At 35.8% G+C, this 15,649-nt stretch carries 17 protein-coding genes; 5 read left to right on the top strand and 12 right to left on the bottom strand.

Going from position 1 to position 15,649, the window contains the following annotated elements; all coding sequences use genetic code 11:
* Positions 1 to 97: 97 nt before the first annotated feature.
* Positions 98 to 1,651: a response regulator transcription factor gene (locus tag NST60_RS14550; protein WP_341099156.1), complete on the top strand. Its 1,554-nt coding sequence runs from the start codon at positions 98 to 100 to the stop codon at positions 1,649 to 1,651.
* Entirely contained in the window at positions 1,651 to 3,363 is a 1,713-nt protein-coding gene (locus NST60_RS14545; RefSeq protein WP_224427894.1) for a sensor histidine kinase, read from the top strand. The genes NST60_RS14550 and NST60_RS14545 overlap by 1 nt, the downstream gene beginning before the upstream one ends.
* A 66-nt stretch (positions 3,364 to 3,429) precedes the next feature.
* On the opposite strand, the gene NST60_RS14540 is transcribed toward NST60_RS14545, so the two are convergent.
* From NST60_RS14540 to gnd, 9 genes are all read right to left on the bottom strand, one after another.
* Positions 3,430 to 4,059: a bifunctional 2-keto-4-hydroxyglutarate aldolase/2-keto-3-deoxy-6-phosphogluconate aldolase gene (locus NST60_RS14540; protein ID WP_341099153.1), complete on the bottom strand. Its 630-nt coding sequence runs from the start codon at positions 4,057 to 4,059 to the stop codon at positions 3,430 to 3,432.
* A 19-nt stretch (positions 4,060 to 4,078) separates the two neighbouring features.
* Positions 4,079 to 5,002, bottom strand: coding sequence for a phosphoglycerate dehydrogenase (locus tag NST60_RS14535; RefSeq protein WP_224427892.1), 924 nt, complete (start codon positions 5,000 to 5,002; stop codon positions 4,079 to 4,081).
* A gap of 38 nt (positions 5,003 to 5,040) precedes the next feature.
* Entirely contained in the window at positions 5,041 to 5,706 is a 666-nt protein-coding gene (locus tag NST60_RS14530) for an HAD family hydrolase (RefSeq protein ID WP_205835672.1), read from the bottom strand.
* Between the two features lie 59 nt (positions 5,707 to 5,765).
* Positions 5,766 to 6,758: a D-isomer specific 2-hydroxyacid dehydrogenase family protein gene (locus NST60_RS14525; RefSeq protein ID WP_224427891.1), complete on the bottom strand. Its 993-nt coding sequence runs from the start codon at positions 6,756 to 6,758 to the stop codon at positions 5,766 to 5,768.
* 72 nt (positions 6,759 to 6,830) lie between these two features.
* On the bottom strand, positions 6,831 to 7,325 hold the full coding sequence (locus tag NST60_RS14520) for a PTS system mannose/fructose/N-acetylgalactosamine-transporter subunit IIB (protein WP_169189283.1): 495 nt from the start codon (positions 7,323 to 7,325) through the stop codon (positions 6,831 to 6,833).
* Positions 7,326 to 7,352: 27 nt separating this feature from the next.
* Positions 7,353 to 7,766: a PTS sugar transporter subunit IIA gene (locus NST60_RS14515; RefSeq protein ID WP_169189284.1), complete on the bottom strand. Its 414-nt coding sequence runs from the start codon at positions 7,764 to 7,766 to the stop codon at positions 7,353 to 7,355.
* Positions 7,767 to 8,053: 287 nt separating this feature from the next.
* On the bottom strand, positions 8,054 to 8,923 hold the full coding sequence (locus NST60_RS14510) for a PTS system mannose/fructose/sorbose family transporter subunit IID (protein WP_169189285.1): 870 nt from the start codon (positions 8,921 to 8,923) through the stop codon (positions 8,054 to 8,056).
* Between the two features lie 25 nt (positions 8,924 to 8,948).
* Entirely contained in the window at positions 8,949 to 9,716 is a 768-nt protein-coding gene (locus NST60_RS14505; RefSeq protein WP_169189286.1) for a PTS sugar transporter subunit IIC, read from the bottom strand.
* A gap of 108 nt (positions 9,717 to 9,824) precedes the next feature.
* Entirely contained in the window at positions 9,825 to 10,721 is an 897-nt protein-coding gene (gene gnd / locus NST60_RS14500; protein WP_341099144.1) for a phosphogluconate dehydrogenase (NAD(+)-dependent, decarboxylating), read from the bottom strand.
* A 447-nt stretch (positions 10,722 to 11,168) separates the two neighbouring features.
* On the opposite strand from gnd, the gene NST60_RS14495 reads away from it, so the two are divergent.
* Together NST60_RS14495 and NST60_RS14490 are read left to right on the top strand one after the other, a co-directional pair.
* The gene (locus NST60_RS14495) at positions 11,169 to 11,615 is read left to right on the top strand and encodes a helix-turn-helix domain-containing protein (RefSeq protein WP_341099142.1); all 447 of its coding nucleotides are present in this window, start codon (positions 11,169 to 11,171) and stop codon (positions 11,613 to 11,615) included.
* A gap of 8 nt (positions 11,616 to 11,623) precedes the next feature.
* Positions 11,624 to 11,905: a DUF1731 domain-containing protein gene (locus NST60_RS14490; RefSeq protein WP_341099141.1), complete on the top strand. Its 282-nt coding sequence runs from the start codon at positions 11,624 to 11,626 to the stop codon at positions 11,903 to 11,905.
* Between the two features lie 313 nt (positions 11,906 to 12,218).
* Here NST60_RS14490 and NST60_RS14485 read toward each other — a convergent pair whose 3' ends face one another.
* Together NST60_RS14485 and NST60_RS14480 are read right to left on the bottom strand one after the other, a co-directional pair.
* The gene (locus NST60_RS14485; RefSeq protein ID WP_101729515.1) at positions 12,219 to 12,713 is read right to left on the bottom strand and encodes a competence protein ComK; all 495 of its coding nucleotides are present in this window, start codon (positions 12,711 to 12,713) and stop codon (positions 12,219 to 12,221) included.
* Between the two features lie 27 nt (positions 12,714 to 12,740).
* Entirely contained in the window at positions 12,741 to 12,980 is a 240-nt protein-coding gene (locus tag NST60_RS14480; protein WP_016205095.1) for a helix-turn-helix domain-containing protein, read from the bottom strand.
* A gap of 405 nt (positions 12,981 to 13,385) precedes the next feature.
* Here NST60_RS14480 and NST60_RS14475 point away from each other — a divergent pair, with 405 nt between their 5' ends.
* Positions 13,386 to 14,678, top strand: coding sequence for a globin-coupled sensor protein (locus NST60_RS14475; RefSeq protein ID WP_341099139.1), 1,293 nt, complete (start codon positions 13,386 to 13,388; stop codon positions 14,676 to 14,678).
* 95 nt (positions 14,679 to 14,773) lie between these two features.
* On the opposite strand, the gene NST60_RS14470 is transcribed toward NST60_RS14475, so the two are convergent.
* The gene (locus tag NST60_RS14470) at positions 14,774 to 15,505 is read right to left on the bottom strand and encodes a class I SAM-dependent methyltransferase (protein WP_341099137.1); all 732 of its coding nucleotides are present in this window, start codon (positions 15,503 to 15,505) and stop codon (positions 14,774 to 14,776) included.
* Positions 15,506 to 15,649: the final 144 nt, after the last annotated feature.

Raw genomic sequence — 15,649 nt, 5'->3', positions numbered from 1 at the left:
GTTTTCATGTACTTTTTTCCGGAAGTTTTTCTGTTCATCATTAATAAAAAGGACAATATGTTATAATCAACTAGAATTTTAGTCAGGAGGTATTACTATGTATCGTATATTAATAGCAGATGATGAAAAGGACGAACGTAGCGTTATTCGTTTTCTTCTTGATAAATTTCAATTTCAACTCGATATTATAGAAGCAGCTAATGGAAAAGATGCTATCCACTTATTAGAGAAAGAATCCATTGATATCTTATTTACCGATGTGAAAATGCCTTTTGTCAATGGCATAGATTTAGCTAAAATGGCCAAGTCTATAAATCCTAATATACAACTTATTTTTTTTAGCGGCCATGATGATTTCCATTTTGTCAAAAATGCCTTGTCGCTGCGAGCCGTTGACTATATATTAAAACCAGTTAATCCAAATGAATTAAAACAAACGATATCTTCTGTTATCCAAAACATGGAACAACAAAATAGGGAGCTGAAGCGAGAAAAATCGAATATTGCTTTCCTTAAAAATCATCTCTTATATCGGTTATTGAATGGCACCTCCATAGATGTACTAAAAAATGAATACCCTTTCATAGATATAGATTATTTACATGAATATAGACGAATGATACTGATGCAATTTGATGTACCTTTATTTGATAAATTGCTCAAAGAAGAGACCTCCCTACTTTTTGCACAAATCAAGCAATGTATGGAAGGAATGTCTTTTGACTATCTTCATCTAAATCCCTATCAATTATTACTTCTATTAAAGAAGCCAATAGAGCAAACAGAAATAAGACTGATAGCCAAGAATATTCATCAGCAGATTCACTCCACTTTTGGGATACATGGTTATTTTTCTATTAGTGAAGAAGTGGAAGCACCGGAAAACATTCCAGAACGATTTAAACAAATCGAATATTATTTAGAAGATCGATTTTTCTATAAAGATAACTATCTTTATCCGATTGAATGTGGAAAGTTAGAACAAGAGGAATATCTAGAACAGGATGAAAATTTTCTGCTATCGATACAGAATGCTATTCAATATGTAGATACGTTTAGCTTTCGACTTAGCATAGATACCCTTTTTCAAAAATATCATAGCCAAAAGCAAATATCGCATATTTACGTTCGTTTTTTCTTTTCACGATTGCTTCAGATTTTATGTAATGCATTACCTGAGTACAAAGAAACGATTTTGAATAAAAAAATATCAGCTATTTATACATGCACTCATTTTTCAGAAATAGAACAAATAATAGAAGAAGTAAAAAGGAATGTCTTATCCTTCCTAGAGAAAAAGGAAAAGTCACCTAAACATGTAATTCATATTGTAAAGCAATATATCCATGAACATTATGTCGAAGACTTAAGCCTAAATATTCTTGCTGATAAAGTATACCTATCACCGCGTTATTTAAGTGAAGTATTTATTCAAGAAACTGGTTCTGGGATAAATAAATATATAAAACAGGTTCGAATGGATTCGGCCAAGAATCTACTAATTCATACAAATATGAAAGTCAATGATATTTGCAAGCAAGTGGGATATCAAAATATTTCCTATTTTGTCCGCAGTTTCCGTGAAAGTTTTGGTCTAAGTCCTGAAAAATTCAGACAATCAAATGGAAAGACGAAAGAGAAGACGAACTGATGAATAAGCTATCCCAATGGTTTAAAGATTTAAAATATCGCAGAAAAATATTAGTGATCTGCCTTCTATCCAGTTTATTGCCTGTTACTGCATTAGGAAGCTATTGCTATTTTCAAATTCAAAAACTATTAATCAATCGAGAAAAGGAAGTATTAGAAGAATCCTTACACCAAGCTATTCTAAGTCTTGATTATAAAATCAATTCCTATAATGATGCAATGAATCAAATTGTTTGGAATCAAAATATAAAAAGCGGATTAACCGCTAATTATGACAATAACTTTGATATGTATACTATGTACCGTGATCATCTTAAGCCACTTATTTTCAATGTAAAAAATTCACAAACCGATATCAATCGGATAACAGTTTATAGCAATAACAATACATTATTCCCACATGGGAACTTTCTTCGACCTCTTACAGATGTAGGAAAATCAGAATGGTTTCCGGAAGTCATCAGCAATGCTTCCGCCCATTTAATCGTTTCTTCTGATAAAAGCTCTTTTGAAATGGTCAGCAAAATATTTGATTATAACGGAAACAATATAAATATTGTCTACATGGATATCCATTATCAATCTTTCTTTAATCCGTTATCCAACCTATTTGAAAATTCCTATGGACTCATTATTTTAGATGAGAATAAGCAACCTGTTTACATCCATCAAAACTTTAATAAAAAGGGACAATCTTATACACTCTCAGCAGACGAGTTGTTAAACAAAATCAATAATGGGTCACTTAAAACCGAATATGTGTATAAAAGTGCTAATTTCCAATCAAACGAGTGGTCTGCTTATTTATTTCGACCATTGGATATCGTCTCTCAATCTACTTCACCTATTATGACTTGGGTAATTATTGTTATTGTCCTATGTATTTTTACTCTCTATCTTTCTATTTTTTTTCTTTCAAAGGTTGTGGTCCGTCCATTGGAGTTACTAGCAGCCAATATGAAGCAAATTGAAAAAGGAGACTTAACCGTTACTGTGACCCATTCCTCTCGAGATGAAATTGGCGATGTAATTGGACAGTTTGGAGACATGGTTCACAATCTCCAAGAAATGATTGATGAAGTTTATAAAAGCAAAATTGCCCAGCAAGAATATGAAATGAAAGCACTACAAGCACAAATCAACCCGCATTTTTTTTATAATAGCCTTTCTCTAATTAATAGTAAGGCTATCCTTGTGGAGCAAGAAGACATTAGCGAGATGGCACAACTCCTTTCGACGTTTTATCGCACTACCTTAAATAAAGGGAAAAATATGATAACCGTTAAAGATGAACTAGAAAATACAATTTCCTATATGAAAATACAGCAAATGATGCATAGCAATTCCTTTGATCTTTCTATCAATGTGGACGATCAAATACTTGGATATACAATGATTAACTTACTACTTCAGCCACTAGTAGAAAATGCAATTAATCACGGAATAGACCATAAAGAAGATAGAGAGAGAGGAATAGTAACGATTATCGGAAAACAGACAGATAACGATCTCCTATTTACTATTTCGGATAACGGTCCTGGTATGGAACCAGAAATACTAGAAACCATTCTAACTACCAAAACAAAAGGATATGGCGTACAGAATGTTCATCATCGAATTAAGTTGGCCTATGGAGAAGCATATGGTTTATCCTATACTAGCAAGCGAGGAAAGGGGACAACGGTAGAGGTACAAATACCAAAGGTTTTATAGATAGAATGATAGAGGACGGTTTTTTATGGAGGGTATTGTCCTCGTAAAAACCGTCCCTATGTTTCCCTATTTCACAATCGCAACAAATTTTTCTGCTTCGTGGGTGACTGCTTCGTAATCTCCTGTAGTGGCTCCTTTAGTTAAGCTTGAGCCTGTTCCTATGGCGAAGGCGCCATTTTTGATCCATTCGCTCGCGTTTTCTACGGTGACGCCTCCACTTGGCATGAAGTTTCCTTGTGGAAGTGGTCCTTTAAAATCTTTGACAACACTTGGTCCGAAAGCTCCACCTGGGAAGACTTTGATGACATCTGCGCCAAGTTCTATAGCAGTTAACGCTTCAGTTGGTGACATAACGCCTGGCATAACGGCAACACGATAGCGATGACACATAGTAATTACTTCAGGTGAAAGATTTGGTCCTACTATGAATTTTGCTCCAGCCAAGATAGCTAGGCGTGCTGTTTCAGGATCTAATATCGTACCAGCACCAACTATGACATCCTCTCCCGCGTATTTGTCAGATAGTTTTTTTATAACATCTAACGCGCCCGGAACCGTCATGGTCAGCTCTAAAAACTTAACTCCACCTTGACGTATTGCCTCACTTACGAGCAATCCTTGTTCTTCATTTTGTGCTCGTATAACTGCTACAACCTTTTCCTCTCTCATTTTTGCTAAAATTTCAATTTTATCCATAAAAGATCACCTTTTCGTTTTATTTGAAATTTGCAAGGATATTCTCAACCGCCATTAAGCTCATTTTGTTGACTGCATCGACGCTGGAAGCAGCGGCATGTGCTCCTACAATAATATTATCCAGCTCAAGTAATTCTTTCTTTTCAGGTGGTTCTTTTTTGAAAACATCAAGCCCTGCTCCCCAAATTTTCTTGTTTTTTAGAACTTCATAAAGGGCGTCTTCATCAATAAGTTCTCCGCGAGCTGTGTTGACCAACACGGCCGTATCCTTCATTATGCTGAATTCTTTCTCACTAAACATATTGGTTGTTTCGGACGTTGCTGGTAAGTGAAGTGTTATAAAGTCGCTTTCTCTAATAAGCTGTTCAAATGCAACATAGTTAACATTATATTCTTTTGCTAATTGATCATCTTGGTACATATCATAGGCAAGAATAGTCATGTCAAAGCCATATGCTCTTTTAATGACACCCTTTCCGATTGCACCTGTGCCTATAACACCAAGGGTTTTTCCATATATCCCAATACTTGTTTTTTTGCCCCAATCCATTGCGCGGCATGATTTATCTATTTCTACTATTCTCCTAGCAATCGCTAACATAAGGGTAAAAGTAAAATCTGCGACAGAGTCTGAGTTTGCATTACGAGTAATCGTTACTGGGATATTGTTGGCTTTACAATATTCTATGTCGATATTATCTGTACCTACGCCATACTTTGAAATGACTTTTAAGTTTTTCGCGAAAGCTAATACATCAGCATTCAATGGATCCACACCCACAATAACTGCGTCTACATCAACAATTTCCTTTTTCATTTCTTCTTCTGTCAGAATTCTTCCGTATGGATTGGTAACCACCTCAAAGCCATGAGCTGTTAATATCCGCTTGGCCTCATCACTGTGCTTTCCAAATGATCGGGGAGTAATTAATACTTTGGGCATCTATCTCCCTCCTCCTTTCGTTTGCTTATTGTGGAACATTATAGTAGTCGTAAATACTGTTCGACTTCAGCTAAATTCACAAATTTTTTTGGTGAAAGCTTGCAGATTACTTCTGATTCTTTCACAAAATCCGGTATAAAAAATGCTGGTATGCTTGCGTTATTGGCTGCTTGAATACCTGCTGGAGAATCTTCCAGTACAATTGCATCTTTCGGCTTCACTTTTGATCGAGTACAGACTTCAAGGAAAATATCAGGACTTGGTTTCCCCTTTGGCACTTCCTCTCCCGAAACATATAAGTCTATAAATGGTAAAGTATCAGATACCGTTAGAAATCTGTTGATCACTTCAGTTGAGCTTGATGATGCAACAGCTACTTTTATGCCCTTAGACTTTAAAAATTGGAGTAATTTATCCAACCCTTCTTTTTTAAAATGAGGTCCTCTAATAAATGAGTGCTCTAATTCATACTTTTTAGAACGCATATATGCTCGCCACTCTTGAACGGGATGACTTGGCCCATAATAATCCGCCATTTTACGGACAATATCTTGATTCGTAATGCCGATAAATTGTTCAAATAGCACTCTTTCAAATTGAAAGCCATAATGGTCAGATGCAATTTGCCAAGCTTCATAGGCTAACCTTTCCGTATCAAACATTAAGCCATCCATATCAAAAATAACTAAAGATGGAAGTCCCAAACCGATTCTCCTTTCAATTGATACAACACTTGTTACAACCATCACTCTCTCGAGACAGTTTATCCCAGAAACAACTCTACATTTACCACATTGTCAGGTTTCTCTTTTTTAATACTTCTTTCTATGTCTGAAACTACTTTCTCTCCCATGCCTCTTAAGCATTCCATTGTATAAGCAGAAGTGTGTGGCGTTACAAGAACATTTTCATATTGGAAAAATGGATGAGTTTTATCAACTGGTTCTCCTTCTAAAACATCTGTTGCTAGCCCAGCAATTTTTCCACTCTCCAATGCTCGCAATACAGCATTTTGCTCCCATAATTCTCCTCGTGCAGTATTAGTGATATATACGCCTTCTTTCATTAAAGAAAATTCACTGTCAGTCAGCAGATGATAGCTTCCCTCATTAACAAAAGCATTTAACGAAATAATATCGGACTGTACTAATAATTCTTCTAAAGTAACACTTTCTGCACCTTTTTGTCTCAACTGTTCTTTTGTTTGATAGGGATCATATGCTAGTAATCTACCATTAAATCCATTCTTTAAAATCTCACCCACTCTACTTCCTATATTGCCTAATCCAATCACACCAACTGTTTTACCATTGATTTGGTGTCCAATAAACTGAGCCCGATCGGTCCAACGCCCTTCTCTTGCCGCGGTTGCTGCTGGATATGTTTTTCTCACTACTGCTAAGAGATTAGTCACTGCATTTTCAGCTACTGCATCTCTTTCTACTAATGCCGATACAATTGTCACAATCGTTCCTTTTTCTGTTGCAGCTTCGATATCAATGTTGTTATAACCAATTCCGTGACGTGAAATAATTAGTGTTTCGTCTTTTTGGTCAAAGAATTCCCTTGTAAAAAAGGGAGTGACGCTAGATATGATAATATTAAAGCCATACAATTTTTCTGCTAGTACTTTTCCAGAAGTATTTACAGGGAATGTAAATCTTTTTACCTCTCCAATTTTTTCAAGACGTTCTATTTGATTAGGGAATTTTTCTCCAAAGCTACTTGAATTTACAATTGCGATTTTATTTCCCATTGCTTTTGTTCCTTTCCACTTATATTGTTTACTACTGAACATACTTAGATGGAATGATATTAATCCTGAGAACTATTTTTTAATTGTTTTTAATCCATCAATCAACGAAACTTTTTTACTATCTGGAACAGTCTGGAAAAACACTTCGATTCCTTTTGCGTCTATTGCTTTTAAATTTTCAGCATCAGTATTAGTTAGAGCAACAGTTGGGATAACAAATTGAGCATTCCCTTTTTTTGAAACTCCGCCTACATTTAGTCTAGTAACAGGCAGGCCACTTTCAATGACTTCTTTCACACTAGCAATATGTTTAAATAGAAGGACAACAGTATCGTTTCCAAATTGATCGCTATTCCATTTTTCAACTACTTCTTGATTACTGTATACCTGAATCTTTAATCCAGAAGAAGAGTTTGTATTTATATAAATATCTTTCATAAATTCATCAGATGCTGTTTCATTATCAATAACATAAAGGGCATTCGTACCCAAACCTTTCGACCATTTTGTCATTACTTGCCCATGAATTAAGCGATCATCTACCCTTACTAAATTGATTTTCCCCATACTGGCCTCCCTTTCAACGATAAAGATTTATTTCTTTAAGAAACTCCGATTCAAATGATGGATCCCACTAGCACCTGTTCCTTGAACTGTTTCTATTAAATTTTTTGTTTCTTCTACTGTTTGGTAGAAAGTTAATAATTCAATTAACATCGGCATATTGATCCCTGTTAATATGTGTAAATCGTACTTGCATAATAAAGACAATGATACGTTAGAAGGACTGCCCCCCAATAAATCTACTAATAAAATTGTTTCTAAACCGTTTTTTTCGTTCTCTTCCACAATCTCATTTGCTTTTTCCCGCAGGGCATCCACTGATTCACCTGGTCTAAGTGCTAATGCACGCAAATTATTCTGTGGACCCATAATCATTTCAGCACTTTTAATGATCTCGATGCCGAACTCACCATGTGTAATAACCAAAATTGCCCGATTTGCCATACTCCTGCTCCTTTATTTTTTGGATAACCTAATGAAGCTATAAAGGGAAACTTCCATCAGTGAGGTTTTCCTTCCTCCCCCACAGATGGTTAGTTTAACCAATCGAACCTTTACAGACAGTTGATCCCCCACCTATCTTCCTCGTATTCTTATAAGCTTGAGGAGGCATCTTACTTTCCGTTAAGAGTGGGATAAAAGTTATTAAGTTACCCATTTTGTATTGTTAATTATGTTTTTATACTCCATTTAGAATTTATTAACCCTTAAACATCCTATAAATAGCAATCTTATAAGACTTTGATTGTCCCAAGTACAATTAATGTACCGGTTAGCCATAATAAACCTTTTGTAATATTAAAGCCCTTCTTATCAAAATATAAGTAAACGCCTAATACGGTTAATAATGGCAATAAGCCAGGTAAAATCGAGTCTAGTATGTCCTGCAGGACGAATTGCTTTTCCGATAGAGTAAAAGATAACGAGCTACTTACTTTTACATAGGATCCTGCCAATATCCCCATCATAAACAATCCAAGAACAGATAAAGCGTCAATCATGGTTTTAATCCGGCTGCCGGCTAAAATCTCTTTTGCAGCATTTCGGCCTAAACCGTAGCCCATTCTGACGAAATAGTAGCCATAAAGAAATGTTACAAGCGTGAAGCCAAGGAACGGAAACAATGCACCAAGTGGGCTACCTGCCATTGCCCATGGCAAAGCGATTGCTATAAAGATATATTGAACAGTACCTGAATCAATCGCATCTCCAATACCAGCTAGAGCACCCATCAATCCTACTTTTGTATTGTTAATCATGTCTGGGCTAGGCGCTTCTTCTTCTTTTCCTTCCGCAAGCGCTTTTGCACGAGATTCCTCAAGAGAGGCTGTAATCCCAGTCAACGTACCTCCACCCCAAATTGCTTGCGTGTTAAAGAATAATAAGTGTCTTTGATACGCCTCGCTTAGATCTTTTTTATCTTTATATAATTTTTTTAATATTGGTGTCATCCCGAATAAAAAGGAAGGAGCTACCATTCTGTCAAATGTATGGGGGATTTCATTTGCCCACCACCATCTTGACCAAGCCTTAAGCAAATCCTTTTTAGTAATAGGATCTGGATAACTCACTGGACTTTGTTTCTTTTCTTCCGTATTCATCTATTAACCCACCTTTTTAAATTTCTTAAGCTGATTCCTTTCTTCGCGTGAATAATACATAGAGACCAGCAAGAATAGCACCGAAAATAGCATAAGTAACAGTGTTAATTTGTAAGTCTTTTAAAGCAACACTCATGAAGTATGCAAGGAAGAAGAATAAAAGCAATTCCTTCTTGCCAATTACATGCATAATAACGGCAATTCCAAGAGCTGCAAGACCTCCACCAACGACTTCAAGCACGTGGATAATTGGACCGTCACTAATAGAATTTACAAAATCAGCGACAACAGGAGCTCCATAATAAAGAGCAACAAACACTAATGGGACATAAAGAATGAAACTTATGACGATAGGTATAATGATGACGGACGTAAATATTCCTCTGTCATTTACATCTGCTGCATACTTATCTAATACACGCAATGCAAACGTATTCAAAAAGAAGCGGAATTGATAAGCATAACTACCTAATATCCCAACTGGAACTGCGATAGCTACTGCTTTTTCTGGTGTAAAATCACCTAATACTGCCACTGTTACAGCAATGGCTGCGGCAATAGCAGGTTCACTCGGTAATGCTCCTCCTGGCGCTACTGCTCCCATATAAACCAATTGAATTGCAGCCGTAATAATCATTGCTTCTGTTATATGTCCTGTAACAATTCCAACAACTAACCCCGTCATTAACGGGCTAAAGCGCAATGTTAAGGTTGCATACCCAATACCGCGGGACATAACGATTGCAACCCAAATGGCTATTATCAGTGCTTGACCAACGGATAGTGTTGCCATTTGTCTTATCACTCCCTTATGTTTTTAAAATGTTAATAATTGCACAAACTACTACAAAGCTAACCTCCTTTCGAATAATAAAAATGAAATAATTATATTTAATATAAATTACTTCCTTATCACACTGTGCCCACCAAATTCATTACGGAGAGCAGCAACCACTTTCGCAGAAAAACTATCTTCTTCCAAAGATCGGTTTCTCATCATAAGCGACAAAGCAATAACGGGAACAGGAACTTCTAAATCTAACGCTGTTTCTACCGTCCATTTGGCCACACCCGACGATGCCACCATTCCACGAATATTTTCGAGTCTAGCATCTTTTTTGAATGCGGATTCCATTAATTCCAAAAGCCAGCTACGAATTACGGAACCATTATTCCAGACTGTAGCTACTTTAGCTAAATCAAAATGATATTGACTTTGCTTTAGCACTTGGAATCCCTCTCCAATCGCTTGCATAAATCCATATTCAATTCCGTTATGAACCATTTTTAAGAAATGGCCACTACCAGATTCTCCTGCATATAAGTAACCATCTTGAATCGAAACACTTTTAAATATTGGATCCACACGTTCAAAAATTTCACGTTTGCCTCCAATCATTAAACATGCTCCTTCATTAGCGCCTGAAATGCCCCCAGATGTTCCAACATCTAAGAAATGCATTTTCTTTTCATCCGCTTGAGCTGCTCGGCGGACTGAGTCCTTATAATTCGCATTTCCACCATCAATCACAATGTCGTCCGCTTTCATTTTTTGAAACAGCTCGTCTATCACCAGTTCGCTAGATTTCCCTGCCGGTACCATTACCCATACCACTCTTGGAGACGGCATGCTTGTAAGCATTCGATCTATACTTTCCACAATATGTATACCGCTTTCTTTTGCACTAATTCTTGCCTCATTAGATTGGTCAAAACCATAGACAGAATGACCATTGTTTGCTAAGTTTAACGCAAGGTTGTATCCCATTTTTCCTAAACCAATCATTCCAATTTGCATTAAATCCACTCCTTGTTTTAAAACAATGCTTGTGTATTTTGAAAAAACTTTCGCTTCATTAAATTAAGTTAATAACTTTTCGGATGAGACTGTGTTTAGCAGCCAGAGTTTATTTTTAGGGATTGCTAGTCTACTAGATTTGGGAGGTAAGCTACCCCTTCTTTGAAGTGCGCACAAAAGCTTCTCGGCAACACCACGTAATAGAGTATTGTTTATTTTGAAAGTATAAGGGATCACCCAAATAACCAACTAATGACATTGGCTTGAAACAACTATGAACTTTTTTTGTTGCTCTTTTTAATACTTTTTATGTAGCTTGACCTAACTGTTAGGTGCACCATATATCCTTTATTAATTAAAATTATACACGTTTTTTCGAGTGAGTCAACTAAAAATAATCGAAATTTCGTATATTATTACGTTTTTTCGTGTAGAGGGGGAAAAGAGTTGAAAAATATTGAAAACATTGGAGATCGTATTAAATTATTGAGGGAAAAACACGGATTATCGCAGGCAGCATTTGGAAAAAGAATTGGCGTATCTTCTGGAAATGTTGGAGATTGGGAGAGTGATAAAAAAAAATCTTTGCCTGGTGCAAAAGCAATCTACGCAATTTCGAGGGAATTTGAAGTATCATCTGATTGGTTACTTGGTGGAGAAGAATACATAGGGGACTCGGCACTGAGAAGCGGGAACATCCTTATAAAAGATGACAAGCCTGCAATTGGGACTAATAAACTAATGGAAACAACCTATGATTCAACTACCAATAAACTTCTAAGTTTATCTAAAGAAGCAAAAGAATTAATTGATATTTTTACTATTTTAAGTGAACGTGATGCAACCGAGCTATTAATGATTGCACGTATCAAAAGGGACCTTGATAAAAGCTAGAAGATGTTGTGGGGGCCCTTCTCTTTATCATCAATCATCCCACAATAGAAGGGCCAGTAAATTTCACCTCTCCACAACCAATAAGAATGAGTCAATTAGGTCGCTGTATCAGCAATCATTTAAGACGCCCAAATTGGTTTTCTATTCCAGAACCATTATTGAAAATCGCACTTAGTGAAATGAGCCTATTAATTACGGAAGGTCAACATATTACACCTACTGTTCTTCTTGAAAATGGATATATATTTCAGTATACAGACATGAAAGAAGCCATTAGAAGTTTATACTAGATGTACAGAGGGACGGTTCTCTTGCTTTCTTTTAACTATAAATAAAAAGAATGTCTACAGAAGAACCGTTCGGGCCCACTGAAAAAGTCTTTTTTTTCGTGTGAAATGAAGAGCAAGCATATTTGAAAGTGAAAATAAGGTTGGTTTGGAGAGGCGTCCGCTCAACTCCTATGGGAGCTGCGAGAAAGTCCGAGACCCCGCAAGGAGGCTTGGCGCTCGCCCCATGGAAAGCGAGCGGACGCCTCGGAAAACAAATCCATCATCTTATGTTTAAAAAGTGGCTATTGTCCATCATCATTAACTAGCCAGTTTTTCAGTGCCCTCGAACCATCCCTCTGCTTCCCTCCATTGCCTTTCTTACTTTCCATGATTTTATGATTTGTGTTTCTAGAATATAAGGCGATACTTCTGTAAATACTTTTTCACTATTTTTAAAGAGGATAGCGCTTTTGTATTTCTTATTGTGTTTGACTGGGTGTATATGATCAATATGCTCGGTGAATATCCATTGGCAGTGAAATTGACTTGGAGCATGGGTGGGAAATGCATAAATATTTCTAGCGGGGTTAATTGGCATTGGCAGTTTTTTCTGCATTCCTAGTTTATATGTAATGGAACGTCTTCTTCCATTATAATCAGAACCTCCAATTAATAGATTTTCCTTTATTATTTCAAAAGGAGTTTGTTTAACATAGACAGTCCGATCGATTTCTCTTACAACCGCATAATATTCTATCGCTTTAATCGGCATAATTATCATAGTGGTATCACTTGCAATATATTTATTTAGAATGATTCCTTCCTTCATCCTATACACTCCTTCTTTCTCACTCTTTTATTCCAGTTCCTCCGATTTTTCTTTAATTAGGACTGCATCCAATTGTAAATCAAGCGCTTCACAAATCTTGTATAATGTTTTCACTTTTGGTACCTTTTGTCCTCTTTCAATTTGGCCAAGATGATTTTGATTTAAGCCAGTCTCACTCGCAAGCCTAGATTGAGATAAATTCTTTTCTAACCTTCTCTTTTTCAATAGCCGATAATCAATACAACCTTTTTCCCCTCTTCCTATCAAAATTTTCACCTCCTTTAGAACTATTATGAAGGAGACTAGTTAGTTGTAGTACTTCTTGTAGGAAGGAATTTGTTAACATTTTGTTACTTTTTTAGGGATTAGATGTAAAAACTAAACCTTCGTTAAAAGACGATTAACCGTCCTCTCGCTTCCCAGAAAAATTACAGATAAAAAAAGATTCAATTTTTGGGACTCCTCCTATATAATTAGGTATATTTTACTACAAAAGAAAGGGATTACGTTTTAAGGCAGTAAATAAAATTAGAAAACAGCTCCCCTTTAGATAACTCAACAGGAATTTTTCAACATATGATAGCGGAAAGGCTGTTCTCTTTTACAAAATGAAAAATACAATCACTGAAGGTAAATAGTTCATTTACCAAGGTTAAAAGTAGGAGAATGAATATGAAAAAATTCTTTAAGAAAAAGCAATCTAGCTGGTTAGCAAAGACTACTGACATAGATGTTTCCATAAATAGCACCCATCCTAGCATTAAAGATAAAATTAACATGCTTAATCTTTCCGAGGAAGATTTAAAGATAATTAAAAGTCTACAGCCAATCGTGAAGGAAAATATTTCATTATTGGTAGATTCCTTTTATGAAAGAATTCTGCAAGTACCAGAACTTAATACAATAATAAACACACATAGTACACTTGATCGATTAAGAAATACGCTAAGTGGTTATATTGTCGAGCTCTTTAATGTGAAATTTGATTCTAGTTTCCTTGAAAAGCGACTTCAAGTAGCTAAAATCCATTTTCATATTGGTTTGAAACCAGCATGGTATATGGGAGCTTTTCAAAGTATTACAGAATCACTAATCGATATTATCTATTCGTCCTTAAGTAATAAAAATGAAATACCTCCGATTATTAAGGCTATTACAAAAATTATTAGCCTAGAGCAACAAATAGTATTAGAGCAATACGAGAATGAAAATAGGCTGGCAAAAGAAGCACAGTACGAGGAAGTGAAACAAGATCTCAAAGGAAAAATTGTTGATATCAGTACTAGTTTAGTTGCACTTTCTCAACAAACTTCTGCTTCTGTAGAAACATTAATCCAAAATAGTGATGTGGTTAAGGATATTGTTAAGCAAAGCAGTGAAGAAACATTTAAAACACAAGAATTTGTTAAAGATGGACAAGTACAAATGAATACATTACACCATACCATCGAAAAGGTTGTAGAAGATACAGAACATATGGAAAAGATGGTTTCTAGCTTAGAGGAATCTTCTATAGAAATACTAAATGTTGTTCAAATCGTCAAAGAGATTGCAGACCAAACAAACCTTTTAGCATTAAACTCTGCCATTGAGGCAGCTAGAGCTGGCGAACATGGAAAAGGCTTTGCAGTAGTCTCTGACGAAGTAAGAAAACTAGCGATGCAAACAAAACAGGCTGTTGATACAATACATCAACTTATTTCTAATTCAAGCGATTATACAACACGTGTTACATCATCTCTACTAGAAGTTAAAACGGCTGTTCTCGATGGGAAATCAAAGGCTGAAAAAACGAATGAGACATTCCAACACATTTTATATTCTTCTGACCATAACGTCCATCAATCAAATGAAGTAAGTAGTCAGATGATTGAACTAACGGAGATAATAAAAGAAATAGGAGAAGCCACTTCGGGTGTAGCCGCTTCAGCTGAGCAGTTAAATGATGCCGCCAATAATGTTTGAACTATTGATAACCTTATAATATTTTTGGCAAGAGACTGGAATACTTATATCCCAGTCTCTTTGCTTATAAAATACACTCCGTTTAATAAACCGTCTTATTTTTCTGTTGAAAAAATTAAAAACATCGGTCTTCGCAGTTCATCTTTCATATTAGTACTATTCTTCAGCATTTCTTCAGAAGGAATTGGTTCTTTAACTTCCTTTATAATAAACCCAGCATTAATTAAGTCATTGACATATGTCGAAAAAGTTCTATGATATTTTATAACATTCTCAGTAAGAAAAGTTGTTTCCCGCAAACCTTCTGATTGGTAATTATCCAATGCCCAATGCAGACGATTCCCTTGGTCATCGTAATACCAATCTTGTTCATTCCGAGAAGTGAAAATTGGATGTTCCACTGAAAATACGAATGAACCTCCATATTTTAGACAATGATAAACTTTTTTACAGATTGCTTCAAATGACTTAATATAATGAAAAGCCAATGAACTAATGACAACATCAAATTGTGCTTCTGAGAAATTTATGTCTTCAATTGCTATTTTGATGTAGGATATTGCAGAGTCATCTGTCATTCCCCGAGCCTTTTGTAGCATTTTTTCTGATATATCTACACCAATTACAGAACTTGCTTCCTGTTCACGAGCATAACGGCAATGCCAGCCGAACCCACATCCTAAATCAAGGACACTTTTATTTTGTAGATCAGGTATCATTTCTTTTAATATATGCCATTCTCCCGCAGCATCAAGTCCTTGAACTGAACGTGGCATTCTTTCATACGCAGAAAAGAAATTATTATCATCATATTTATTTTGTTTCATACTTTCCATCTCCTATCATTTAACATAGCCTCCTAAAACAATCACAACATCTACTTTAGGAGGCTAGCTATCTTCTTCTAACCAATTCTTTCACCTCATTTGAATAGTTAAAATTATTATGGCATAAATTCCTTTTAAGCTAAA

Origin of the sequence: Niallia sp. FSL W8-1348 (genome assembly GCF_038006745.1) — a bacterium.
Lineage (GTDB): Bacteria > Bacillota > Bacilli > Bacillales > Cytobacillaceae > Niallia > Niallia alba.
The sequence above is the reverse complement of the archived record's forward strand: the minus strand, read 5'-3'. Positions and strand labels throughout refer to the sequence as shown.

Coding starts and splice junctions, on each gene's coding strand:
- NST60_RS14515 (WP_169189284.1), bottom strand. CDS start 7,766: ATGGCAAATCGGGCAATTTTGGTTATTACACATGGTGAGTTCGGCATC.
- NST60_RS14505 (WP_169189286.1), bottom strand. CDS start 9,716: ATGGCAACACTATCCGTTGGTCAAGCACTGATAATAGCCATTTGGGTT.
- NST60_RS14540 (WP_341099153.1), bottom strand. CDS start 4,059: ATGGATAAAATTGAAATTTTAGCAAAAATGAGAGAGGAAAAGGTTGTA.
- NST60_RS14510 (WP_169189285.1), bottom strand. CDS start 8,923: ATGAATACGGAAGAAAAGAAACAAAGTCCAGTGAGTTATCCAGATCCT.
- NST60_RS14485 (WP_101729515.1), bottom strand. CDS start 12,713: ATGAAGGAAGGAATCATTCTAAATAAATATATTGCAAGTGATACCACT.
- NST60_RS14535 (WP_224427892.1), bottom strand. CDS start 5,002: ATGCCCAAAGTATTAATTACTCCCCGATCATTTGGAAAGCACAGTGAT.
- NST60_RS14475 (WP_341099139.1), top strand. CDS start 13,386: ATGAAAAAATTCTTTAAGAAAAAGCAATCTAGCTGGTTAGCAAAGACT.
- NST60_RS14470 (WP_341099137.1), bottom strand. CDS start 15,505: ATGAAACAAAATAAATATGATGATAATAATTTCTTTTCTGCGTATGAA.
- gnd (WP_341099144.1), bottom strand. CDS start 10,721: ATGCAAATTGGAATGATTGGTTTAGGAAAAATGGGATACAACCTTGCG.
- NST60_RS14525 (WP_224427891.1), bottom strand. CDS start 6,758: ATGGGAAATAAAATCGCAATTGTAAATTCAAGTAGCTTTGGAGAAAAA.
- NST60_RS14550 (WP_341099156.1), top strand. CDS start 98: ATGTATCGTATATTAATAGCAGATGATGAAAAGGACGAACGTAGCGTT.
- NST60_RS14520 (WP_169189283.1), bottom strand. CDS start 7,325: ATGGGGAAAATCAATTTAGTAAGGGTAGATGATCGCTTAATTCATGGG.
- NST60_RS14545 (WP_224427894.1), top strand. CDS start 1,651: ATGAATAAGCTATCCCAATGGTTTAAAGATTTAAAATATCGCAGAAAA.